Origin of the sequence: Enterobacter sp. HG048, assembly GCF_024702055.1 — a bacterium.
In the GTDB taxonomy this organism is placed as follows: domain Bacteria; phylum Pseudomonadota; class Gammaproteobacteria; order Enterobacterales; family Enterobacteriaceae; genus Enterobacter; species Enterobacter dykesii.
Map to the genome: position 1 here is coordinate 416,531 of NZ_JANLIZ010000002.1, position 21,705 is coordinate 438,235.

Here is a 21,705-nt window from a genome sequence, read left to right on the forward strand (position 1 = left end):
GTATGTACAATTCCTGAGCGATTTCAGCGCGATGGGATACATAGTTGTTGCTTAACCCCTGATGAAAGCTAGACTGACACCGAAAGAGCTAAAAAGGTGGAGGCGCTGTGGAAAGCATTAAAGGATCTGAACTTAACGTTCCGGACGCAGTTTTTTCGTGGGTGCTGGATGGTCGCGGCGGTGCGCGACCGCTGGAAGATAATGATGCGATCGATAGTGCGCATCCCTGCTGGCTACATCTGAACTACACCCACCCGGACAGCGCTGACTGGCTGGCCTCGACGCCGCTCCTGCCCAATAACGTGCGCGATGCGCTGGCGGGTGAAAGCCTGCGGCCCCGCGTGAGTCGAATGGGTGACGGGACGCTGATCACCCTGCGCTGCATTAACGGCAGCACGGATGAACGCCCGGATCAGCTGGTTGCGATGCGGGTCTACATGGACGACGGGCTCATTGTGTCGACCCGCCAGCGAAAGGTTCTGGCGCTGGATGACATCGTCAACGATCTGAAAGAGGGCACCGGGCCTGTCGACTGCGGCAGCTGGCTGGTGGACGTCTGTGACGCGCTGACCGATCATGCGAGTGAATTTATTGAAGAACTGCACGACAAAATCATCGACCTGGAAGATAACCTGCTCGATCAGCAGATCCCGCCCCGCGGTTTTCTGGCCTTATTGCGTAAGCAGCTGATTGTGATGCGCCGCTACATGACGCCGCAGCGCGACGTTTACGCGCGTCTTGCCAGCGAAAGGCTCGCGTGGATGAATGACGATCAGCGACGCAGAATGCAGGATATTGCCGACAGGTTGGGGCGCGGGCTGGACGAGATTGATTCCTGTATTGCCAGAACGGCGGTGATGGCGGACGAAATCGCGCAGGTGATGCAGGAGTCGCTGGCGAGAAGAACCTATACGATGTCCCTGATGGCGATGGTGTTTTTACCCAGCACGTTTCTTACCGGGCTGTTTGGCGTGAATCTGGGGGGAATTCCGGGTGGTGCTTATCGCTACGGCTTTACCGCCTTTTGCGTGATGTTAGTTGTTTTGATTGGTGGTGTTGCATGGTGGTTGCATCGTAGTAAATGGCTGTAAATTTACGCTTTTTTCAGCTTTCAACGGGATCAAAACGCTCTTTTAATTGAGCGAAGTCAATAAACATCTACCCCGTAAGGTGCAATATGACTCCCGCAGGTGAATGCAACGTCAAGCGATGGGCGTTGCGCTCCATATTGTCTTACTTCCTTTTTTGAATTACTGCATAGCACAATTGATTCGTACGACGCCGACTTCATAGTCGGCTTTTTTTTGCCTCCTGATTCTCAGCGTCTACCCTAAAAGGGACGACAGCAAATTCTGGAGAAAATGATGAGCATCCTGAACGCTCTGCTACTGCAACAATCGCGTCAATCCGATCCCGTCCCCACCGATCCGGTGCCAATGCCCGATCCCATCCCGCGTCCGCAGCCGATGCCCGACCCGCCGCCCGATCAAGAACCGATTAAATTGTCGCATCGAACCGCGAGATCTGCGAGGATACGCGCCATCTGACCGCAAAGATGACCACGAGAGACTACTGTGACCGCTTTTTCTACCCTGAATGTTCTGCCCGCCGCCCAACTCGATAACCTCAACGAGTTGGGTTACCTCACGATGACGCCTGTTCAGGCGGCCGCGTTGCCAGCCATCCTTGAGGGCCGTGACGTGCGCGTGCAGGCGAAAACGGGCAGCGGGAAAACGGCGGCATTTGGCCTTGGCCTGTTGCAGCATATCGATGTGGCGCTATTTCAGACCCAGTCTCTGGTGCTGTGCCCGACCCGCGAACTGGCAGACCAGGTCGCGGGTGAACTGCGTCGCCTGGCGCGTTTCCTGCCCAACACCAAGATTTTAACCCTCTGCGGCGGACAGCCGTTCGGCGCGCAGCGTGATTCACTCCAGCATGCGCCGCACATCATTGTCGCAACGCCCGGCCGCCTGCTGGATCACCTGCAAAAAGCCACCGTCTCGCTGGATGCGTTACAAACGCTGGTGATGGATGAGGCAGACAGGATGCTGGATATGGGCTTCAGCGATGCGATTGACGAGGTGATCCGTTTCGCCCCGGCCGGTCGTCAGACGCTGCTGTTCTCCGCGACCTGGCCGGAGGCCATCGCCGCCATCAGCGGGCGCGTGCAGAAAAATCCGCTCACCATTGAAATCGACAGCGTAGATGCGCTGCCTGCTATCGAGCAGCAGTTCTTTGAAACTTCGCAGCAGGGGAAAATTTCGCTGCTGCAGAAACTGCTGAGTCAGCATCAGCCTGCGTCCTGCGTGGTGTTCTGTAATACCAAAAAAGACTGTCAGTCGGTCTGTGATGCCCTGAATGCCGCCGGCCAGAGCGCATTGTCGCTGCATGGCGATCTGGAGCAGCGCGATCGCGATCAGACGCTGGTCCGCTTCGCTAACGGCAGCGCCCGCGTTCTTGTTGCAACCGACGTCGCTGCGCGCGGTCTGGACATTAAATCCCTTGAGCTGGTGGTGAACTATGAGCTGGCGTGGGACCCTGAAGTGCACGTGCACCGTATTGGCCGTACCGCGCGTGCGGGAAACAGCGGTCTGGCGATCAGCTTCTGCGCACCGGAAGAGGCGCAGCGCGCCAATATTCTCTCTGAGATGCTGCAGATTAAGCTGAACTGGATGAATGCACCGGCCAGCGCCAGCCTTGTGCCGCTGGAGGCTGAAATGGCGACGCTGTGCATTGATGGCGGTAAAAAAGCCAAGATGCGTCCAGGTGACGTATTAGGGGCGCTGACCGGGGATGTGGGTCTGGACGGGGCGGATATCGGCAAGATTGCGGTCCATCCGGCGCATGTCTACGTAGCGGTTCGCCAGGCGGTTGCCCATAAGGCATGGAAGCAGCTGCAAAACGGGAAAATTAAGGGTAAAACCTGTCGCGTACGTCTGCTGAAATAACGAATGGAGCGTCTCAGAAGGTCCTTCTGAGACGCTAATCGCTTACTTCACTTCAAGCACGTTCAGACGCAGCTCTTCAAACTGATTGTCATCTTCTTCCGGCTGCCAGCCCGCTGGCTGCATGGGAATATCTTCCCGATCAAACGCCAGGTCCCCGCCGTTCACGACTTCTGACTCGTGGTTGATGCCTTTAAAGTCGAACAGCTCCACATCCGCGAGATGGGAAGGGACAACGTTTTGCATCGCGCTGAACATGGTTTCGATACGCCCTGGATAACGCTTATCCCAGTCGCGCAGCATGTCGCCAATTACCTGACGCTGCAGGTTCGGCTGAGAGCCGCACAGGTTACATGGAATGATCGGGAAACCTTTAGCCTGAGAAAAACGCTCAATGTCTTTTTCGCGGCAATAGGCGAGAGGGCGGATCACAATGTGCTTGCCGTCATCGCTCATCAGCTTAGGCGGCATGCCTTTCATCTTGCCGCCGTAGAACATATTGAGGAACAGCGTTTGCAGGATATCGTCGCGGTGATGGCCCAGCGCAATTTTGGTCGCGCCCAGCTCCGTCGCGGTACGATACAGAATGCCGCGGCGCAGACGAGAACAGAGTGAGCAGGTGGTTTTCCCTTCCGGGATCTTCTCTTTCACAATGCCGTAGGTATTTTCTTCGACGATTTTATACTCAACGCCCAGCTTTTCGAGGTATTCCGGCAGAATGTGCTCCGGGAAGCCCGGCTGTTTCTGGTCAAGGTTGACCGCCACCAGGGAAAATTTCACCGGTGCGCTTTGCTGAAGATTACGCAGGATCTCCAGCATGGTATAGCTGTCTTTACCCCCTGACAGGCAAACCATGATGCGGTCGCCTTCTTCAATCATGTTGAAGTCTGCAATGGCTTCGCCCACGTTACGGCGCAGTCGCTTTTGCAGTTTATTCAGGTTGTATTGCTCTTTCTTTGTATTTGATTGATTTTCTTGCATTTATTACTACCTTCGGAGCCAATAGGGGCATAATAGGGGCAAAAATTTTTCAGCGTGCCAGCTTATCGTTAAGCATCAGCACCTGTTCGCCATTCATTTCTTCAATCCACGCACCGTAGACTTCATAAACCATTTGCGCGTTTTCATGCCCCATCTGGCTGGCTATGAAAGACGGGTTAGCGCCGGCAGATAAAAGCCAGCAGGCAAAAGTATGCCGCGTATGGTACGGATTCCGGCGGCGAATACCAGCACGTTTTACAGCTGCCTTAAATCTGGAGCCGATACTCGATAAAGAGTAGTAGGCCTTCTGTATGCCCTTGCGCATCTTGGGCATGAAAACAAACCGCAGGTTCTGATATTCCATCGCACCATACTCTCGGTGATGAAACACAATCTCGGTTTTGGGCTGAAACGAGGTCAGCGTACGCTGTGCCTTCAAGGCCTCTAGTGCTGGCTCTAATAGAGTGATAACTCGATCACCTGCATCGGTTTTTGGTGGGACGAACATTCCTAGCGCATTAAGGTTGCGCTGTATATGAGCCGTACCTTTTTCCCAGTCGATATCTTCCCAGGCAAGAGCTGCAAGCTCTCCATGACGGACACCAGTATAAACTGCGAACGTCCACATATTGAGGCTTTGGCCACGCTCGGATGCCGCAAGCAAACTAAACTCCTGCTTCGTTAAAGGATCCGGTTTTACTTTCCCTTTGTGTAGTTTCTTGATCCCTTCAAAGGGTTTGCCACTGATAAAGCCAGATTTGTGTGCAAACCGAAGAAGGGAACACAGAAGCGATATATAGTTGTTCACGGTACGCACAGTGCGTCCCTGTTTGTTACTTCTGGGATTTGCCAGGTAAAGTGTCTCACCGTTCAAGAGCTCCTTCCTGTATTTAAGAATGTCACTGTGGCGTATAGTTGAAACAGGCGTATCTCCGTTAATGATGTGCATTAACGTACCGAGTTGTGAGCGAGTCTTACGCATGGTATTCGCGCTAATTTCGGTTTCTTTAATGCTCGTCCACAGTTCACACAGCTCTGAAAAGGTTTGAACTGAAACAGTGGTTACGGTTTTTTTCGCTCTGGACGATGAAGGAAAGCGCTGGTGGTAATCAAACTCTCCAAGGTTGATCTCACTAACGATCACAGCCCGAAGATTCCCGGCTTTTTTGATGTTCGCCGGGGTGTTAATCCAACCTTTGAGAATTTCGCGGCAACGCTTTCCCCGGTACATAAACCAGATACAAATCTTATTGTTTCTGATTTCGACACCTGTAGGCAAAGCTGCCATCTTACGCATCCCTTATTAACTGATTAATTCTCGGATAGTTATACCAGGTTGTGCCACGCAAGGTTTTTTCTCCAGATGGGGATACCCGTTTAAAATGGACACCTTCCACCCAACAGCCCTGGCGATACTTCTCAATCTGTCGTTCGGTCAGGCCTGTTTTTTCTGTGAGTCTTGCGCCAACAACCCATTCTTCGTTAAAAATTACCTGCGACATGGTTCACCTCAGGTAACCGGCATGAGTATAGATATGCCGGTCTGTAGTCGTTGATATTTCAGTTTCAGTTTCAGTTTCAGTTTGCCTGGCCGGGCAGGGAACGCAGTCGGCGCATGCCGGTCATTGCTGTGGCCACGTAGCTTGCCTTGCAGTTGACCACTTCAACCCAGACCTTCACGCCTTCCACTCTTACCGTATAGGTCTCTTTCATCTTGCTGCGCCCATAGTCACCATATCTTTGCTGGTGGGCTGCGAGTGCGATTTCACATGCCTGGCGAGCCAAAGGGGATTGCTTACTGCCTCGATTAATCAGTCGCATTTCTTCTCCTTGAGGGAGGGTTTCCCCTCCCGATCTCGTTAGTCCACGTATTCCGGTTTCATATCCGCCAGGGTGATGCTGAACTGACCATGCAGTTCGTCGCCCAGATGGCGTTTCGACGATGCAAGAACGCGCTCTACTTCTGCGAACCGCTCAGCTGCATCGGGCTCATCTGAAGGTGGCAAGGAATTGATGGCTGCTTCGACTTTGTTCCGTGCATCAACCAGGTAATAACGCTTCACGGCCTTGTTTTTCAGCTCAGTGAACAGGGCAGAACCCAGCGTTGCTTTGACGGTTTCAATATCTGCGCGCAGAGCTTTAGCGCTATCCACATCCTGAGCCGCCTCGATGCGATCACGAAAATCATCAGCAAGTGCATCGATGTTTTGAGCTGATTCCTGAGCCGTTTGAGTGGTAGTGACGTTGTCACCTGAAATGTCTGCAAGGCTTACGTGCTGCGCCGGTACGGGGTTTACCTCTCGTTCTTCACGGCGATCATCGAGTTCATCCGGGGTGTAGACGCCCAGAATCACATCCGGGCAGAACAGCCTCGCCCAGCGTTTGACGGCCAGGTACGCCAGTTGCTGGCGAGGGTCGTCAGCCCAGAGGGTAGAATTTCGGGTACGGGCCTGAGCCAGCAGCAAATCGAGTTCCCTTGGCTGATCTTCACCTTTCAGGGTTGCGCGGATAATAATGCCGATCCCGGCTTCGTCAGCCAGGGTCCAGCCCGGGACGCGGTACTCGCCTTTGTCGCCTTTACGGATGTGGAATTTTCCAACGACCTTTTCCCATGGCCCGTACCATTCATATTCAAACCGGCTGGCCAGCACGCCGCTACGTGAAATGACGGCATTAACGAGCTGTGCTTCATACCCGAGCACACCGTTAATCAGGTGCGTCTTCTGCGCCACGGCAAAGGGATTCATCTGCCACTGTGCCGATTGCATCGCTACAGCCATGCAGTCGGCCTGATTGCCCTGCAGGTGCTTAGGAACAGTAGCGGTGCCCTGGGCCATAATCTGCGCAAATGTGCTGATGGCGTTCAGATACTGGGAATCGAACAGAGCCACATTGGAGTTAATAACTGTGTTCTGGTCAGCAACGGTAACGTTTGTGTTATGCATAAATCCCCCTTAAGCCTGAGCGCGCAGCACTTCGAGGCGGCGCAGGTCGAAGTCGTTCAGTTCATCGGTGTAATCGGTAGTGATCGGCGCTGGCCATTCGCCCGTGTCGAATCCGGTTGCGATGGCGCGCATTGTTTTGCGGTACTCGAGCATGCCCAGTTCCAGCAGTTCGGTTGACGCCTCGATGATGGCGATCCAGTGGTAGTTCTCGTCTTTGTTGACGAAAATCCAGAAGAATTGGTCCAGCGCCGCGGTCTCGCAATACATTGCCGCGCTGAGGTGGTAGTCCCGGTCAATGATTTCCCGGTGCAGCCTGGCCCGCAGGCTTTCCTGCTTCACATTCCACATGCTGATGGTTTTCAGGTCCGCACCGATGCGCACGCCGTCCAGTTCAATCTCCAGGTCAGGGCGTACACGCACTTCTAATCCGGTTTCGTCATCGAAACCGAAATAGCTCACTTCAACGGCGCGGCTTGGATGTGTCAGCAGCATGCCAGCGGTCGGGTGCGCCAGTAGTGCGGACTGAATTGCCCGCGCTGTGGCCAGCTGCTGGCGGGTAACCAGAATCTTTTCGCCAGTGTTGTCGCGCCAGGCATCCAGCAGTTCGTCGGCAAAGATGGCATCGGGCTTAACCGACTTAACTGCCTGGATCATGTCTGCTTTGCTGCCGGAGACTTTCAGCGGCAACGGTTTCTGCGCTTCTTGCGCCATCAGGTCTGGATTGATGATCGCTAATTGCTCGAGTAGCGCATCACGGCTGCCGCTGGTTTTAACCGGCACGGGCAGGGTGGCGTTGTACTCTTTAATGCATGCCTTCATTGCTGTTGCTGTCTGCTTCTGGCCTTCTTCAATACGCTGGTACTCAGCTGGGAGAGCCATATAGCTTTGAGCCGTTTCTTCCAGGCTCGCGCCAAGCGGCACTGGAGCAGGAAGGGATGCGTTATGTTCTTCAAGCAACGCTTTAATCTCGTCAGCGCTTAGTAGTGCCGGCAGGCTGGCGTTGTACGTGTCGATGAACTCACGCAGAGTTGCGGTGGTCGTAAACGCACCTTCAGGGATCTCCGGTTCTACGCTGAACTCTACTTCGAGGTTTTCCGGCTGCAATGCAAGGGCGTGCACCAGGTTTCCCATGTCCAGCACTTTGGATGCTGTGCGCGGGATAGTTTTAGCCACATGGCGCGCGTTGAAGTACATCAGGCTGACGCGGGCATCTTTTACCTGGGTTGAGCTAATACCGTTTGCTGCGTGATAAACCTCATTCGGCAGACCTTCGTAGCGGCCAGGCTCGAAGTAAGCCGGGTATTCGATTACTGGCTCTGACTGCTGCTCTTCCAACGCTACGGAATCTGTCTGCGAACTAACTGCATCAGTGCTCTCGCACGGTGGTACCGAACCAAGATCTTCGTTTTTCTCTGGCTTAGCCGTTTCCATCTGCACATCGTTGGTGGTCTCCGCTGTGTTTTCCGTTTTTTCGACTTCATTTGAGGGGATATCGATGACCGGGGCGGTATTTCCACCCATCAGGCCATCGATGGAGAACACTCCACTGCCGAGATTTTCAACCTGCGGTTGTTCAACAGGGGCTTCAGTCTCAACTGCAGGAGTAGGCAACGGCAGTACCTCCACAGCAGAGTTAAACTCAGCCGTCATGGTTTTATTCACAAACTCAAGATGAGCCGCTGGCGTGTGATGAATGTTTTCTGGTGCGATGCGGATCAGATTGAAGATTGCCGCACGGTTCACCGCTAGTACGCCCGGCTGATTACGCAAGATGGCGCTCCATGATTTCCATGGTTCTTCTTTCTTAGCCACGATTTCTTTGGCACGTCGTAATACGCTCGAAGGAATTTCGAAGTGGTGGAAGTCCATAGGCAGTAGGGCACAGGCAATTTCAAGATCGAGAGTGTCCAGAGTGTGGTGCGCACCTTCGCCGCGATCCGTTACATAGCCACCGTCGGCATTAGTACCAGAATCGGTGCGCTGAACATTACTGATGCGATTACCCGCTGCCCACTCGCGAACGAGAATGCCGCGGTCAATATAATTAGTCGCCGCCCAGATTCTGGTGAAACGGAGAACCAAAGCGAGTTCGTGGCGCTTCTCCTGGCTGAACACCTTGCGAATGGCGTCGGTATAGCGCCAAAGGTCTTTGGTATCGTAACCCTTCACCTCTTCGCAGTTTTCTGCCGCCAGCAGCAGGTTCTGGACATAGCTGTTGTCAGTGTCCATCTCCAGCGCGCTGATAGCTTCGTACTCTTCGCGGGTTAAGTGGTGGCGCAGTTCATTGGCGGTGAACTGGGCGAGTAGCTGCTTCCGGAACGGCATACGCACGACTGGATAACGAGTGGTTTCGTCATCATTCTCGTCAATCTGAAGACCGTTTTCAGGTTCTGGATCCTGACCGGTTGTAACATCGATGTCGTTAGTGCTTTCTGATTCGAGAAGAGAAAGCTTTCCGCTTCTCCACTCTTCAACTAACTGATTGCGGTCGCCGGCATCTGCTCTCGCCCAGTCAGCCATGAATGCAGCGATAATTTCAGTTTCGTGCGCTTCATCTGGCGCGAATACCTGCTTAATCGCCTGAACCAGTTTCCACTCAGCGTTCAGGCTGAGTTCGGCAACTTCAGGGATGTCGCTCTTCGCCAGCAGCAGGTTCTGGAGATAGGTGTTGCGTTCATCCAGTGACATTTCGCTGGCAGCCAGCTGCTGCTCTTTAGTGATGTATGACTGGTATTTGTCGCTGGTCAGGTGGACGGCAAAACGAACCGCTGGAGTGCGGTTTTCAAGCGGGACACTCTCGACGATAGTTTCGACTTTAACGGTCGGTTCCGGTGCGGCAATGTTGTCAACGGCTTCAGTAGACTCAGCGCCAGCCTTTGGTAGCCAGGTGCGTCCATCGTCCTGGAGTTCGTAGCGTTTGCACCAGGTGTAATCCACGGTGCTTTCTTCAGGCAGATCGTTGTAAACAGGGAAATCGGTGCGAACTGGTTTGGCGTAATCCTTACCGCGTCCGGTTTCAATACCAGCATCTTCCAGCTCAACATCGAGCTGCAGGTTTGCACGGGCTTCTGATTTCGCAGTGAACCAAATCACTGCGTCTTCTTTGCCAGATTTCTGCGTAGCCTTAACTACATAGAAAAATTCCATGTGAGATCCTCTTTTTTGGATGTAAGATCCCCGGGCCAGAGATAGCGCCCATTTGGTGAACTTTGGTTTTTTAAGTAGTTTTCCGGTGTAACTTTGGTCGGGAGCACCGGACGTACGGGCCGCCTTGCGCGGCTTTTACGTTATGCCTCGTGCGCCATCTGGTCGTACGAAGCACAACGTTCAGAGCAGTATTCCTTTTCTTTGCGCGCCAGCTGTGAGCCGTTGCGATAGAGAAGGGTACTTTTGACTACTTCCTCCGGTTCAACCGGCTTGCCGCAGTACCCGCATTTTGTTGAGTCACACATCTGGATTCCCCTTTTGCGCCAGCAAGTAGCACAAGCGGCGAAGAATCACCTCGATGAAGTTCAGCTTTACTGCCTGCTGCCGTCCTGGTTTGCGTGCGAAATCAATCATTCTCACCCTCGTTTGCCTTATCGCCGGCCAGCGGAACGTTTACACCTGATGCGCGTTAATCTCTCCACCTCATCCGACTATTCGTATGCCGTCGGCGGCTACTTCGTGGGCGTCCTGCCTTGGTGGTTCGTGGTGCGTCTTGGTTAGTTAGATTAAATCACTGGTTTATGCGTGTGTCAACTAAAGGTTAATGGCAATTGTAAATCTGAGGTTTATATTGCTGGTTTTCGTGACGTGTCTGCCGAATCGCAGGCAAAAAAATCCCGACGGAAAGGTCGGGATGGAGCGTTCTGGGCGTTAGTTTGGCGGAAGAGTTGAAGGGGGAGGGTAGAAAAAAACCGGCGCAGTGGCCGGATGCATTTATTCGAATGGGAGGTCTATTTGTCTCTGTGGATTCAGCTGTTTTTTTACATGCTCAATTTCGAATGAGGTTTTTATAGTATCACCAATCATGTATTGGGTTACCTTTAGGTCAACAAGCAACATATCGCCTTTAGAAAAGTTTAGGGTGTTGTTATCAATATCACTGATAAACTTCTGGTCTTTAATCTCAGCCAAAAAGCTACTGGCTCCATCCGAAAATCTCCATCGGCTGCCTTCATTAAAAGAAATGTTCTTAATCTGAAGGGCTTTCTCTACCGTGGACTCCGAGATTATTGATTCAGCAGGAAGCTCAACTTTGAAATAATGCGCCTCTTGTTTATCGATCGTCATGAACGTCAGTCCATCATCGACAGTGGAAGCAAAACTGTCGATACCTTCCTGCTCTAGCGGCTTGCATATAACTTCTTGCAATGAAGAACGAAGTTTAATGTTTCTAAACAGTTCGATTACTTTGCTATCGAAAATTTCACTTTCGTCATCAACAAAGACTTCAATGTTGCTATCAGGCAGATTGTGTAACTTTTTAATTTCTCTTGGTCCGATCCATTTAACTAATTGGATCAGACCCTTGCAAATTTTTTCTCTGGGACCAGGGCAAAAACCAATTAAAGCAATAAGATTAGCGGCGGCTGTTACGGAATCGCCCGAAAAGAAATCAACTGCCTGTTTGAACCAAGATGTCGATGAGGCAATCAGATCTATTCCAAATGAGCCAGCTCTGAATGATGCATTAACCTTTACTGAAACAACGGTCTTGTTACCATAAACGGTTTTTCCGGCTTCCTCTAATGCATCTGACAGGGATAGGAGTGCAGGGGCAAGGTCACGCACGTTCATTTCGTGCGTCTCCAATGCTGGTCCGTCGTATACTATCCTGAACTTCATATCATTAGTTTCCGAATTGCTGCCTGCATCCATTATGGCACTCACCTGATCGCATATACAGTAAATTTACTTTTTACCCCGACACAATGCTTGATGCCGGATGGAAATCCCTACCGCTTCTCGATTGTAAGAGTCAATTGTACGTTTGCCGGTTATCAATCCTCCTGCGACCGGATCCGCCCCTTCATGTACTTCTCATACAGGTCATCCAGTTCTTTCAGGCGAATCGCGAATATGCGGAGCATGTTCTGCTGCTCTTCTTCGGGTAACTGGCGGTAGAGCTCCAGCAAGCGCTGTTCGTCTGGCTTAAGTCCGTCTTTTTCTCCAACGTCCTCACCAAGTAGCCATGCGACAGAAATGCCTACAGCGTCGGCTATGGCCAGTGCCGATTTCTTACTAATCACACCTTTTTTGAACCAGCCGTTTACGGCCTGAGGGGTGACTCCAGCTATTCGTGCCATGTCTGCTTTTGTAACGCCGCGATCAGTGATCTCAGTAAGGCGCTCTACCAGAACGAGGTTGGGTTCTTCTTTTCTCATAGGTTCATTGTAAATATTTGGTTTATACACACAATAAATCCATAGTTTGCATGATGTATAAATCTGTGGTTTACTTCTGCTATCAATAAGCAGGAGAAGCACATGTCCGCACTCGATAAAGCAATTAAAGCCGCTGGCTCAGCCAGAAAGCTCAGCATCGCGCTTGGTGTGACGAGTATGTCTGTAAGTCATTGGAAGAATCGTGACCAAGGGATCGTCCCACCAAGTTATATCTTCCCGATTTTCAAAATGACAGGCGTAACTCCCCACGAGCTGCGCCCCGACCTCTATCCAAACCCAACTGATGGTTTACCTAAACAGGAGTCTTAACAATGCAAGCTGTTTCATTTCAACAGAGTAGCAGAGCTTCCTCTAATCCAATGATATTCCCGTGTCATCAAAGCGAATCGGCAGAGCAGGATATTGATCACCGCGATATTTGTTCTGCAGTCCGGGCGTGGGCAGCGGTAGAAGGGCGCGTATCTGTTGCGCTTCAAATCCAAGACGCTGCAGAAGAACTTCAGCTTAATGGCGTGGACTTCTCAGGCCAGGCCGATGTCTGGAACGTGAAGCTGTTCCGCTGGCTGGACAACAAAGAAGACTCCGCATCTTACCGAAAGAACGTCGAACAGTTGGTGCCCGCGATCATGTCTGTATTACCGCTTCGGTACCGCGACCGCGTCGTTAAAAACGACTCCTTTGCCTACCGGATGGCCAGATTAGAAAAAGAGGTAAGTGAGGCGAAGCAAGCTCTGATGCTCGATGCACCGAAGAAGGAAAAGCTGAAGGAGTTAGGAGAGGGGATTTTTGAGATGTTCCGTGTCGATCCGGACCTTACTGCGCCGCTGCTGGCGATGGTCACAACCATGCTGGGGGCAATGTGAAGACTTCAGAAAAGGCGAAAGCCGGTCTGCGCTAACAGAACCGACTTTCAGGTGCAAAAACGGAGTGTAATTGCGGAGCTAAGTATGTCAAACACAGCTGAAATTATCAATTTCCCCCACAGAACCGAACAACCGGGAGGTCGTATGGCCGACCTGTCGAACGGGTATACCAAGGTCGCTAACGAAATCCAACAGCTCAAGCCTCGTCTGAGAATGTCAGGCCGGGAGTGGCAGTGTTTTGAGGCGGTGATCTGGCTTACCTACGGCTGGAACAAGAAACAGGACCGCGTTACGAACACGGTGATCGCTGAGCTTACAGGGCTGAGTGATTCGCATGTTTCTGATGCGCTCAAATCGCTCGCAGAACGCAAAATTATCTTCAGTCAAAAGCAGGGAGTGATGAAAACTGTCGGTATAAATACTGACCTTTCCGCCTGGGTTTTAGACAAACCGAAAACGGGAAAAGTCTTCCCGAAATCGGGAAAAGTGTTACCGAAAACGGGAAAAACCTTCCCGGAAACGGTAGACACCCAAGACTATAACAAAAACAATATTAAAATATCCTCGTCTCGGAATTCTGACGAATCCCGAAACCAGAAAACTCAAAAGTTTCTCTCTCGCCATCCTGAAGCTGCCGCCGGGATATACACCCCTGCAGGTAAATCATGGGGATCCGCTGACGACCTCAAGGCCGCTCGCTGGATTTACGAAAGGCTTCTCACCGTCAACGCTTCGCTATCCGAACCAAACTGGGCTGAATGGGCAAACACCATCAGGCTGATGCGTGTTCAGGACAATCGTACTCACTACGAAATCTGCGACCTGTTCCAGTGGGCCAACAGGGATGAATTCTGGAAAGACAATATCCTGAGCCCTTCGAGTTTGCGCAAGCAGTGGGATCAACTCACAACCAAACGGCTGCGCGCAACCGGGGCGGCAAAGTCATCGCGGGGCGGCGTTGACCTGCATAACACCGACTGGATTGACGGGGTGCTGGAATGAAAAATCTTGCCGAGAGCATTCGCAATTTTGACAGGGAACAGGCTCGCCGCGTGGCGCACAACATGCCTGAGCAGTACACCGAACGCGAACAAACGCAGCAGGTGGCTCAGATTATCAACAGGCTGTTCGTACAGCTGGCAGCCGCGTTCCCGGCAAGCTTGGTTAATCGCAGCCAGGAAGACGTGAACGAGATCCGCCGTCAGTGGGTGCTGGCCTTCAAAGAAAACGGTATCACCACTCTGGAGCAGGTTGAAGCCGGCATGCGCATGGTGCGCCGTCAGGAACGCCCATACCTGCCTTCGCCAGGCCAGTTCATCAAGTGGTGCAGGGAAGGGCGCTGCGTGCTGGGGATCACCGTCGCTGATGTGATGGCCGAATACTGGAAGTGGCGCAAGCTGGTGTTTCGGTACCCGAGCAGCGAGCAATATCCGTGGCCGAAGCCGGTTTATTACCACATCTGCCTTGAGCTGCGTCGCCGCGGAACTGATGGCCAACTGAGCAACAAAGAGCTTGAGCGTGAAGCTGGAGAAATACTGGGTATGTGGGAAAAGCGGGTGCTGGCCGGAAAGCCGATTCCGCCTATTCGTCGGGCGTTGGCTGCGCCAGTTGATCCGAAAGGGCCGACACCGGCGGAGCTTTTGAAAGCTAAATATCAGCGGATGAAAGCAGATGGCAGGGCATAGTGAGGAAATGGTCTGTTATGAGCGAGAAGCGGACTCTACCGTGGATTTTATCAACACTCAGGGATTGCTTTTAAAAATTGTTATCCAGTTTTACTGCATGAGGTATCCCATAATTGTCCTACCGTTTTACTCATTTTTTGTCTCTTTTATCTATGACATCAATGGTTAAGATTACAACGTCTGAGCAGACGTACTAATTTAAATTCTGTCATTCAGTCGTAGCGATTCTGTGAGGCATCTTTTTATTTTAAACAACTCAAAAAGGTGGAAATAACGATGAAGCGTCCAAACTGGTTTCAAGTTTCCGATAAAGGTGGCAAGGCTATAGCAGCGCTCCATCATTACGCCACTACTGGTACAGGTTTACCTGCCGAGCTGATCCATTTAATTTTTTTAAGAGTTTCCCAGATCAATGGTTGTGCACACTGCATAGATATACATACTCGCGATCTTATCAAGAGTGGCATGTCCGTCGAAAAGATTGTATTGGTGCCTGTCTGGCGAGAAGCTACCTATTTATTCTCGGATATAGAGCAAGCTGCCCTCTCATGGGCGGAAGAAGTTACCCGTGTTAGTGAAACACATGCTTCCGATGAAGCATATTCCGCAGCGCTTTCTGTATTCGGTGAAAAAGATTTGGTTGAACTTACCATTGTTATTGCCACCATGAATGCCATTAATCGTATGGGTATTAGTTTTCGAATGAAGCCGCTTGCTAAAGCTTGACAGATGTAAATAGCTCCCATAAGGGACTCTGGAGCTATATTAAAGTCTGCTTCTGGCACACAAATGACATCCCAGCCTGTGCATGACCGTAAAAACTACCTTCACTTGATAAGCCGCATCGGGTTATGACGAGGCGCTTGTGTGACATGCTGGAAAACCAATTTAGGCGTTTACTGAAAGCCTGATTACCCTGGCTAAACGACCCTTAGAAATTTCTAAGGCGAAATAGTCACATAAGTCTTCTCCACGTGTGTTATAAACGAGTTTCAAATCGCCACCACTGGCGGTTAAGAGGCATCTCATGAAACTACGTGTCACAAGAGCAATCGGCCTCAGCAAGTTCTCGCCACGTTGGGTTAAGGTTATCTGTTTACGATTGACTAAAAACGATATTGAGCGCTCCCTCAACGCACTTCTGGCCACAATTGATGAATCTGAGCTCTCTACGGAGCAAGTTAAAGCATTAAGGGAATGTGTTGACAGAATTAACATCGTAAGGGGAAAGGGGATGCAGGCTTAACTATGTAGATTAGGGATTTACAGGAGCCTGCACCGGAATGGCTGTCCGGTGAAACGAGTTCCCTGAATCTGTACCCGGGGCTGAATTCGTACATATGACAGAAGGAGAATTTTTCCTCTCTTTAATCAGTTATACGTGGATGTTTCACAAAGTTTCCTCCCGCTTATGCTGATTCATTACAACGAGGAATTTATATCTCCAGCGCCATCTGTGAAAATCTTGGCTATCCAGTCAGAAAATGCTCGGACTGTGGGAGAAAGGAAGCGCTGATGCGGGTAAAGCAAGGTAACCGGGACTGAAGCCGGCTGCCATTCAACCAGAACCTCTACCAGCGTTCCCCTCTGCAGATGTTCAGAGACAATATTCTCAGCAAGCTGCGCAAGCCCGAAACCTTCAAGACACAGTTTGATATAAAGCCCCGTTTCGTTAACGGCCGCATCACCTTTAACTGGGACGGAAAGCATCTCAGTACCGCGCCTAAAACGCAGTTCATTCTTTCGTCTTCCCGAAGCGGAAAAGTAATGGATCGCCCGATGCTTTATCAACTCATCAGGTGTTCCGGGAATCCCGTATTTACTGAGGTACTCTGGAGAGGCGCATGTTATCCAGCGAAACCTTCCAAGCGGACGGGCAACCAACGTGGAGTCGGTTAATTCGCCGGTTCTGATAACACAATCCACGCCTTCTTGTACAAGGTCAACTTGCCGGTCGCTTACGCCAATCATCAGATAGATATCCGGATAGAGCCGGTAGAAGTCTTTAAGATTTGGCATCACGATGAACTGAGCGATCCCACCTGGCATATCCACCCGTAATCGACCCTGAGGTCGCCTGATAGAATTGGTCAGGCTGGATTCCGTGTGTTCAATTAACGACAAGATCTCACGGCACTGGGCAAGGTACTGCAGGCCTTCAGGGGTGAGGCTCACTCGTCTTGTCGTCCGATTAAGCAGACGCACCTGCAGATACTTCTCAAGATTTTTAATCGTGCTGGTGACGGTGGATGAAGGTAGCGACAGTGTTTCTGCTGCGCGTACAAAGCTTCCGGCTTCAGCTACACGTAAAAAAACCTGCATCGCCTGTATCCGATCCATTGTCCTACTCCGCGCAAAGTGTGAATTTTATTGTTCGTGAATTATGAATTATGAAAACAGTTTAAGCATCTTTTTGGGTTAAATGCCATGACGTATCGTTTCCCCATCATTCAGGAATGAGGCAACGATAATGACCGATTACATCAGAAATATTGTTAAAAAACACACTATAACACCGCCAGCCACCTTGATTCGTGGTGCAACGGTGCTGAGCATGGATGAAAGCATCGGTAACATTGAACGCGGTGATATTCTTATCACGGGCTCAAACATAACCGCGGTGGGAAAGAATCTTGACGTACAGGATGCACATATCATTGATGCCACGAACATGATTGCTATGCCGGGCATGGTGGATTCTCATCGCCACTCTTGGGAAGGACAGTTGCGCCGCATCAACCCGAATGCCACTTGTCTGGACGACTACAGCAACGCCACGCATTTTTCGTTTGCGAAATACTATCGCCCGTCTGACATTTATGTCGGTAACCTGCTGACTGCTCTCGGTGCCATTGATGCAGGTATCACCACCATCATTGATAATTCGCACAACAGCCGCACTGCTGAACACTCGGACGCCGCCGTGGAGGCCCTGCTTGATTCAGGCATTCGTGCCATTCATGCCTCAGGTGCCCCGGTATCAGGAGAATGGGACAGAGCACACTGGCCGGGTAATTGGCAAAGACTGCAGGATAAGTATTTCCGGAACAACCCTGAAAGCCTGGTGTCTCTCGCAGTCATGGCACAGCTTGAGCCGGAATTATGGTACGAAGCCCGTCGACTCGGGCTACCTATCATCACTGAATTCTTTGGTGCTGAAATGGCTTCAGAGCTTAAATCACTGCATCAGCAGGGCCTGCTGGGCTCGGACAATATATTCAACCACTGTACCGCACTGCCAGATGAGGGTTGGGAAATCCTGCGTGAAGCCGGCGTACGGGTGAACGTCTGTCCGCGCTCAGATTCGCACTATGGCATTGAAAGCGGGATGTTTGCCATTGAGGCCGCACAGCGCCATGGCATCAATCCTGGCCTGAGCGTGGATAACGAAACGTCTTACAGCACAGATATGTTTATGGAAATGCGCGTGGCGTTCTATCTGCAGCGAGTAATGGGTATGCATAAGCAGCACTGTTGTGATTCAGGGCATTCACTAGCAACGCTCCCGGCAGCGCAGTTGCTGAAGTCGGCGACCGTCGATGGTGCGACCTGTGCTGGGCTACAGGATAAAGTGGGTAGCCTGACGCCAGGCAAACAGGCCGACCTGATCCTGATTAACGTGGCTGACCTCAATCTCTATCCAAACGGGAATGCGTTTGGCACGGTGGTGCATGCTGCTGAACGCAGCAACATCGATACCGTGATGATTGGCGGGCGCATCGTCAAGCAGAACGGCAAAGTGCTGGGTGTGGACAGCGAGCGCCTTCGCGCAGCCATTGATGAATCACGCGAACACCTTTTTGCGGCGGCAGGGTATGAGCCAGACATCTTTGCGGAAAAATTCCTGCCGATTATTCAGTCAAACTGACAGAGACGAACAGCATGAGCGCGATTTATTACGTAATAGCTTTTGCAGCAGGTCTGGGTATTACCCTGCAGACGACACTGAACAGTCAGCTTGCAAAAGGGCTCGGCGGGGATCCAGTCACCGCCGCGTTGTTTTCCTTTACGGCGGGGGCGTTCAGCCTCGGAATTTACTCATTGCTGCGAGGAGGGTTATTCACCTCACTTGCCGCCATTCCTTCTCAGCCTGTATGGAGCCTGGCGGGCGGACTGATCGGTGCCTGTGCATTATTTAGTTATGTTGTACTGGCACCGAAAATCGGTTTTTCAGCCCTGCTCGGGCTGGCGATTGTCGGACAGCTACTCTCATCTCAAGTGATCGACCATTTTGGCCTACTGGGCGCGGTAAGGCGGCCAGTCTCGTTGCTAAAACTGGGAGGTATGCTGATCATGCTGGCCGGTCTCGCCATTATGCTATTTGGCGATCGACTTTCTGAACGTTTCATGAATTAAAAGAATGAAATGACTTGCTCGTTGAGGGCGTCAGCCCTGTTGCAGACGTCCTTATATATTTTTCTAAACGCAACACGTACTGTTTCCACACTGGAGAAAAAATGTTTTCAATTGCAGCTAATGTCAGGAATTCGCTAGGTGAGTGCCCCCTCTGGTGTGAAAGAACACGCAGAGTTTATTGGACCGACATCGAAGGCAGTGAACTTCTCGCCTTAGAGGAGGGATCAGGTATTGTGATGCGATGGTCTCTACCTGAACGACTAGGATCCTTTGCTTTTACCGAAAAAGATGATGTGCTATTGATGGGGCTTGCATCCCGGCTTGGCTTCTATGAACTCAGTACAGGTAGTTTCACTAAAGTTGCAGACTCTCCAGGGGATTCGGGCACTCGTATAGGTGATGGTCGGTGCGACCGTTTTGGTAATTTTATATTTGGAACCATGGATGATAGTTATCCTGTTAAAGCCGTCGGTCAATTTCACAGACTCAATTCGGTAAAAATGAGTATCGAGACACTTTCCCTACCAAGGGTGGCTATCCCCAACAGTATTTGTTTCAGCCCTGACGGCGGCACAATGTATTACAGCGACTCTATGCAGGGCCGTATATTCTGTTGCGACTACCCCTCTCTAAACAACCAGCGAGTGTTTACAGAAACAGAGGGTAAAGGGGCGCCTGATGGGTCATGTGTGGATGCAATGGGCTATTTATGGAATGCCGAATGGGGAGGAAATCGTCTTGTCCGTTACAAGCCCGATGGAACGACTGATGCTATACTGCCTTCCCCCGGAATCCAGAGCACCTGTCCCACCCTGGCAGGTGAAGAATTCACAACGCTTTATTGCACTAGCGCAAGCGTGGGCCTTCCTGAACCATCAAAACATGATGGCGCGTTGTTAAAGGCTAACTCAGCAGTATTTTCCGGTTTACCTGAGAGTCGGTTTTCAACATATGAAATGTAACAGTCTTGCCCTTCATCCGTAAACGTGCCTTAATCACAAGTACTGTCGTTAGCGTCCGCTTCTGGCATAAAGCGGACATCCCATTTTATTCAGATATTGGCTTAAGTAGATTTAGTAACTTTCATGTTATGACACGACGCTTGCGAGTCTTACTGCAAATTAAACTTCATTCTTTCTTACGCCCTCAGACCTTCAGTCCACAATTTTTAAGTCTCCTTTCCAGAAGTAGCCTGTAGTTTGTTTAGACGGTACTTAATTCCAGTTATCTACATGCGTGCTTTTAAACCGTTGCAAAATCCGTGAGATATGTTTATAAATATACTGTATATACATACAGTAATTCATTGCGGAGGGAAAAATGAAAATTGAGTTAACTATTGATCGCATGAAGAAACTTCCTGATGGAGCTATACCTGCGCTCGAGTCAGAACTGCTCAAGAGACTCAGTAAACAGTTCGATGAATGCCAGCTTACGATTAGGCGTGCCAGTAGTGATGGTTTGACTGTTTTCGGGGGCGACAAGAAAGAGGTCGAACATATCGTGCGGGAGACCTGGGAAAGCGCGGACGAGTGGTTTTATTAATCGCGTGAATTTCACTGGAGCAGTTTCAAAGAGTATCGCTGTTCGCGTTCCCCTGGCTGTTCCCGATTACTGTTTACCGCGTCAATAAGTCGCTCTGGGGGAAAATAGTGTGTAGTGCAGATGCCTTTAATGCAGATGATCAATGGTACGACGTGGTCAGAAGGGCCGATAAAGCAGTTATCTATAGCTTCCCGGCGGAAGGGAGATATCTGGTTTATCGAGTAAATGGAATAGTTTCATTACGACCGTTACTCGAAGAGGAAGAAATATTCACTCTTAACGGGTTTATGCAATTTGCAAAACGGCTTGGGTACCGAATTACACCACCGTCTGATATTATTCTTTCATAGGCCTGAACAACCTTTACCTGATGCGCCACGGAGAGAACTATGGCGCTAGAATTACAACTTATCAAACACCATTCAGGAATACTGATCCCGGCTACGCCCGAGACCAGCGATATCCTGCAATCCAAAACTCGGCTCGGCGATGTTCTTGTTGCCGAGTTCAGGCGGGTACGAAACCCGGCATTTCACCGGCGCTTTTTCGCGCTTCTCAATCTCGGTTTTGAATACTGGGAACCAACCGGCGGGGCTATCTCGAGTAACGAGCGGAAGCTGATCTGCGGCTACGCCAAGTTCCTGGCATCTTACGGCGGGAATGAGGGCGCGCTGATCGATGCTGCTGAGCAGTATCTTGAGCAGGTTGCTTCCCGGCGCGTCACGAATGGCATTAGCCTGTGCAAATCCTTCGATGCTTACCGCTCTTGGGTGATCGTCGAGGCAGGGCACTTTGATGCCATTCAGCTCCCAGACGGAACACTCAAAAAGCATCCTCGTAGCATCTCATTCGCCAACATGGACGAACTCGAGTTTCAGCAGCTCTATAAAGCTGCGCTCGATGTCCTCTGGCGGTGGGTCCTGTCCCGTTCATTCCGCAGTTGTGATGAGGCAGAAAATGTCGCCGCGCAGCTGCTTGGCTTCGTGGGGTGACGG

Annotated in this window: 23 protein-coding genes and 1 pseudogene; 13 read left to right on the top strand and 11 right to left on the bottom strand. The window is 51.0% G+C overall.

What is annotated here, in order from left to right; translation table 11 throughout:
* Nucleotides 1-107 precede the first annotated feature (107 nt).
* The 3 genes from zntB to dbpA all read left to right on the top strand — a co-directional run bounded on the left by zntB (nucleotide 108) and on the right by dbpA (nucleotide 2,948).
* Nucleotides 108-1,091: a zinc transporter ZntB gene (zntB, locus tag NUX24_RS05290; RefSeq protein ID WP_257830157.1), complete on the top strand. Its 984-nt coding sequence runs from the start codon at nucleotides 108-110 to the stop codon at nucleotides 1,089-1,091.
* A 282-nt stretch (nucleotides 1,092-1,373) separates the two neighbouring features.
* The gene (locus tag NUX24_RS21825; protein WP_305089335.1) at nucleotides 1,374-1,547 is read left to right on the top strand and encodes a hypothetical protein; all 174 of its coding nucleotides are present in this window, start codon (nucleotides 1,374-1,376) and stop codon (nucleotides 1,545-1,547) included.
* A gap of 27 nt (nucleotides 1,548-1,574) precedes the next feature.
* A complete protein-coding gene (gene dbpA / locus NUX24_RS05295; protein ID WP_257830158.1) occupies nucleotides 1,575-2,948 on the top strand; it encodes an ATP-dependent RNA helicase DbpA in 1,374 nt (457 codons plus the stop codon).
* Nucleotides 2,949-2,990: 42 nt separating this feature from the next.
* On the opposite strand, the gene ttcA is transcribed toward dbpA, so the two are convergent.
* From ttcA to NUX24_RS05345, 10 genes and pseudogenes are all read right to left on the bottom strand, one after another.
* Entirely contained in the window at nucleotides 2,991-3,926 is a 936-nt protein-coding gene (ttcA, locus tag NUX24_RS05300; RefSeq protein ID WP_047741809.1) for a tRNA 2-thiocytidine(32) synthetase TtcA, read from the bottom strand.
* A gap of 49 nt (nucleotides 3,927-3,975) precedes the next feature.
* On the bottom strand, nucleotides 3,976-5,214 hold the full coding sequence (locus NUX24_RS05305; RefSeq protein ID WP_257830159.1) for a site-specific integrase: 1,239 nt from the start codon (nucleotides 5,212-5,214) through the stop codon (nucleotides 3,976-3,978).
* 1 nt (nucleotide 5,215) lies between these two features.
* Nucleotides 5,216-5,428 carry an excisionase family protein gene (gene xisR, locus NUX24_RS05310; protein WP_014884030.1) on the bottom strand — a complete coding sequence of 71 codons (213 nt, stop codon included), beginning with the start codon at nucleotides 5,426-5,428 and terminating at the stop codon, nucleotides 5,216-5,218.
* Nucleotides 5,429-5,504: 76 nt separating this feature from the next.
* Nucleotides 5,505-5,747: a DUF4060 family protein gene (locus NUX24_RS05315; protein ID WP_020882485.1), complete on the bottom strand. Its 243-nt coding sequence runs from the start codon at nucleotides 5,745-5,747 to the stop codon at nucleotides 5,505-5,507.
* A 38-nt stretch (nucleotides 5,748-5,785) separates the two neighbouring features.
* Nucleotides 5,786-6,871 (bottom strand): RecT family recombinase, encoded by a 1,086-nt coding sequence (locus tag NUX24_RS05320; RefSeq protein ID WP_257830160.1) that lies wholly within the window; start codon nucleotides 6,869-6,871, stop codon nucleotides 5,786-5,788.
* A gap of 9 nt (nucleotides 6,872-6,880) precedes the next feature.
* Nucleotides 6,881-10,018, bottom strand: a complete 3,138-nt coding sequence (locus NUX24_RS05325) for a RecE family exodeoxyribonuclease (protein ID WP_257830161.1) — start codon at nucleotides 10,016-10,018, stop codon at nucleotides 6,881-6,883.
* Between the two features lie 140 nt (nucleotides 10,019-10,158).
* A complete protein-coding gene (locus NUX24_RS05330; protein WP_065102426.1) occupies nucleotides 10,159-10,323 on the bottom strand; it encodes a YdaE family protein in 165 nt (54 codons plus the stop codon).
* Nucleotides 10,316-10,471, bottom strand: a pseudogene (locus NUX24_RS05335) (hypothetical protein); the annotation flags it as partial. The gene NUX24_RS05330 and the pseudogene NUX24_RS05335, both read right to left, overlap by 8 nt.
* 321 nt (nucleotides 10,472-10,792) lie before the next feature.
* A complete protein-coding gene (locus NUX24_RS05340) occupies nucleotides 10,793-11,734 on the bottom strand; it encodes a hypothetical protein (protein ID WP_257830162.1) in 942 nt (313 codons plus the stop codon).
* A gap of 122 nt (nucleotides 11,735-11,856) precedes the next feature.
* Entirely contained in the window at nucleotides 11,857-12,270 is a 414-nt protein-coding gene (locus NUX24_RS05345; RefSeq protein WP_073397240.1) for a helix-turn-helix domain-containing protein, read from the bottom strand.
* Between the two features lie 72 nt (nucleotides 12,271-12,342).
* On the opposite strand from NUX24_RS05345, the gene NUX24_RS05350 reads away from it, so the two are divergent.
* The 5 genes from NUX24_RS05350 (at nucleotide 12,343) to NUX24_RS05370 (ending at nucleotide 15,535) form a co-directional block, all read left to right on the top strand.
* Entirely contained in the window at nucleotides 12,343-12,570 is a 228-nt protein-coding gene (locus NUX24_RS05350) for a helix-turn-helix domain-containing protein (protein ID WP_257830163.1), read from the top strand.
* A 2-nt stretch (nucleotides 12,571-12,572) separates the two neighbouring features.
* Nucleotides 12,573-13,124: a toxin YdaT family protein gene (locus NUX24_RS05355; RefSeq protein ID WP_149323850.1), complete on the top strand. Its 552-nt coding sequence runs from the start codon at nucleotides 12,573-12,575 to the stop codon at nucleotides 13,122-13,124.
* A gap of 84 nt (nucleotides 13,125-13,208) precedes the next feature.
* Nucleotides 13,209-14,126: a replication protein gene (locus NUX24_RS05360; protein WP_045343098.1), complete on the top strand. Its 918-nt coding sequence runs from the start codon at nucleotides 13,209-13,211 to the stop codon at nucleotides 14,124-14,126.
* The gene (locus tag NUX24_RS05365; RefSeq protein ID WP_045343100.1) at nucleotides 14,123-14,809 is read left to right on the top strand and encodes a replication protein P; all 687 of its coding nucleotides are present in this window, start codon (nucleotides 14,123-14,125) and stop codon (nucleotides 14,807-14,809) included. The genes NUX24_RS05360 and NUX24_RS05365 overlap by 4 nt, the downstream gene beginning before the upstream one ends.
* A gap of 276 nt (nucleotides 14,810-15,085) precedes the next feature.
* Nucleotides 15,086-15,535 carry a carboxymuconolactone decarboxylase family protein gene (locus NUX24_RS05370; protein ID WP_014832179.1) on the top strand — a complete coding sequence of 150 codons (450 nt, stop codon included), beginning with the start codon at nucleotides 15,086-15,088 and terminating at the stop codon, nucleotides 15,533-15,535.
* Between the two features lie 696 nt (nucleotides 15,536-16,231).
* Here the strand turns inward: NUX24_RS05370 and NUX24_RS05375 are convergent.
* Nucleotides 16,232-17,149: a LysR family transcriptional regulator gene (locus NUX24_RS05375; protein WP_059294509.1), complete on the bottom strand. Its 918-nt coding sequence runs from the start codon at nucleotides 17,147-17,149 to the stop codon at nucleotides 16,232-16,234.
* Between the two features lie 130 nt (nucleotides 17,150-17,279).
* Between NUX24_RS05375 and NUX24_RS05380 the strand changes: the two genes are divergently transcribed.
* From NUX24_RS05380 to NUX24_RS05405, 5 genes are all read left to right on the top strand, one after another.
* The gene (locus tag NUX24_RS05380) at nucleotides 17,280-18,677 is read left to right on the top strand and encodes an amidohydrolase family protein (RefSeq protein ID WP_149323847.1); all 1,398 of its coding nucleotides are present in this window, start codon (nucleotides 17,280-17,282) and stop codon (nucleotides 18,675-18,677) included.
* A 14-nt stretch (nucleotides 18,678-18,691) separates the two neighbouring features.
* Entirely contained in the window at nucleotides 18,692-19,165 is a 474-nt protein-coding gene (locus NUX24_RS05385; RefSeq protein ID WP_149323846.1) for a DMT family transporter, read from the top strand.
* A 101-nt stretch (nucleotides 19,166-19,266) separates the two neighbouring features.
* The gene (locus tag NUX24_RS05390; RefSeq protein WP_072255650.1) at nucleotides 19,267-20,127 is read left to right on the top strand and encodes an SMP-30/gluconolactonase/LRE family protein; all 861 of its coding nucleotides are present in this window, start codon (nucleotides 19,267-19,269) and stop codon (nucleotides 20,125-20,127) included.
* Nucleotides 20,128-20,485: 358 nt separating this feature from the next.
* A complete protein-coding gene (locus NUX24_RS05395) occupies nucleotides 20,486-20,710 on the top strand; it encodes a DinI family protein (RefSeq protein ID WP_059294633.1) in 225 nt (74 codons plus the stop codon).
* Between the two features lie 389 nt (nucleotides 20,711-21,099).
* A complete protein-coding gene (locus NUX24_RS05405; RefSeq protein ID WP_257830164.1) occupies nucleotides 21,100-21,702 on the top strand; it encodes a DUF1367 family protein in 603 nt (200 codons plus the stop codon).
* The last annotated feature ends 3 nt before the right edge of the window (nucleotides 21,703-21,705 follow it).

Coding starts and splice junctions, on each gene's coding strand:
- ttcA (WP_047741809.1), bottom strand. CDS start 3,926: ATGCAAGAAAATCAATCAAATACAAAGAAAGAGCAATACAACCTGAAT.
- NUX24_RS05305 (WP_257830159.1), bottom strand. CDS start 5,214: ATGGCAGCTTTGCCTACAGGTGTCGAAATCAGAAACAATAAGATTTGT.
- xisR (WP_014884030.1), bottom strand. CDS start 5,428: ATGTCGCAGGTAATTTTTAACGAAGAATGGGTTGTTGGCGCAAGACTC.
- NUX24_RS05315 (WP_020882485.1), bottom strand. CDS start 5,747: ATGCGACTGATTAATCGAGGCAGTAAGCAATCCCCTTTGGCTCGCCAG.
- NUX24_RS05320 (WP_257830160.1), bottom strand. CDS start 6,871: ATGCATAACACAAACGTTACCGTTGCTGACCAGAACACAGTTATTAAC.
- NUX24_RS05325 (WP_257830161.1), bottom strand. CDS start 10,018: ATGGAATTTTTCTATGTAGTTAAGGCTACGCAGAAATCTGGCAAAGAA.
- NUX24_RS05330 (WP_065102426.1), bottom strand. CDS start 10,323: ATGTGTGACTCAACAAAATGCGGGTACTGCGGCAAGCCGGTTGAACCG.
- NUX24_RS05340 (WP_257830162.1), bottom strand. CDS start 11,734: ATGGATGCAGGCAGCAATTCGGAAACTAATGATATGAAGTTCAGGATA.
- NUX24_RS05350 (WP_257830163.1), top strand. CDS start 12,343: ATGTCCGCACTCGATAAAGCAATTAAAGCCGCTGGCTCAGCCAGAAAG.
- NUX24_RS05355 (WP_149323850.1), top strand. CDS start 12,573: ATGCAAGCTGTTTCATTTCAACAGAGTAGCAGAGCTTCCTCTAATCCA.
- NUX24_RS05360 (WP_045343098.1), top strand. CDS start 13,209: ATGTCAAACACAGCTGAAATTATCAATTTCCCCCACAGAACCGAACAA.
- NUX24_RS05365 (WP_045343100.1), top strand. CDS start 14,123: ATGAAAAATCTTGCCGAGAGCATTCGCAATTTTGACAGGGAACAGGCT.
- NUX24_RS05370 (WP_014832179.1), top strand. CDS start 15,086: ATGAAGCGTCCAAACTGGTTTCAAGTTTCCGATAAAGGTGGCAAGGCT.
- NUX24_RS05375 (WP_059294509.1), bottom strand. CDS start 17,149: ATGGATCGGATACAGGCGATGCAGGTTTTTTTACGTGTAGCTGAAGCC.
- NUX24_RS05380 (WP_149323847.1), top strand. CDS start 17,280: ATGACCGATTACATCAGAAATATTGTTAAAAAACACACTATAACACCG.
- NUX24_RS05385 (WP_149323846.1), top strand. CDS start 18,692: ATGAGCGCGATTTATTACGTAATAGCTTTTGCAGCAGGTCTGGGTATT.
- NUX24_RS05390 (WP_072255650.1), top strand. CDS start 19,267: ATGTTTTCAATTGCAGCTAATGTCAGGAATTCGCTAGGTGAGTGCCCC.
- NUX24_RS05395 (WP_059294633.1), top strand. CDS start 20,486: ATGAAAATTGAGTTAACTATTGATCGCATGAAGAAACTTCCTGATGGA.
- NUX24_RS05405 (WP_257830164.1), top strand. CDS start 21,100: ATGGCGCTAGAATTACAACTTATCAAACACCATTCAGGAATACTGATC.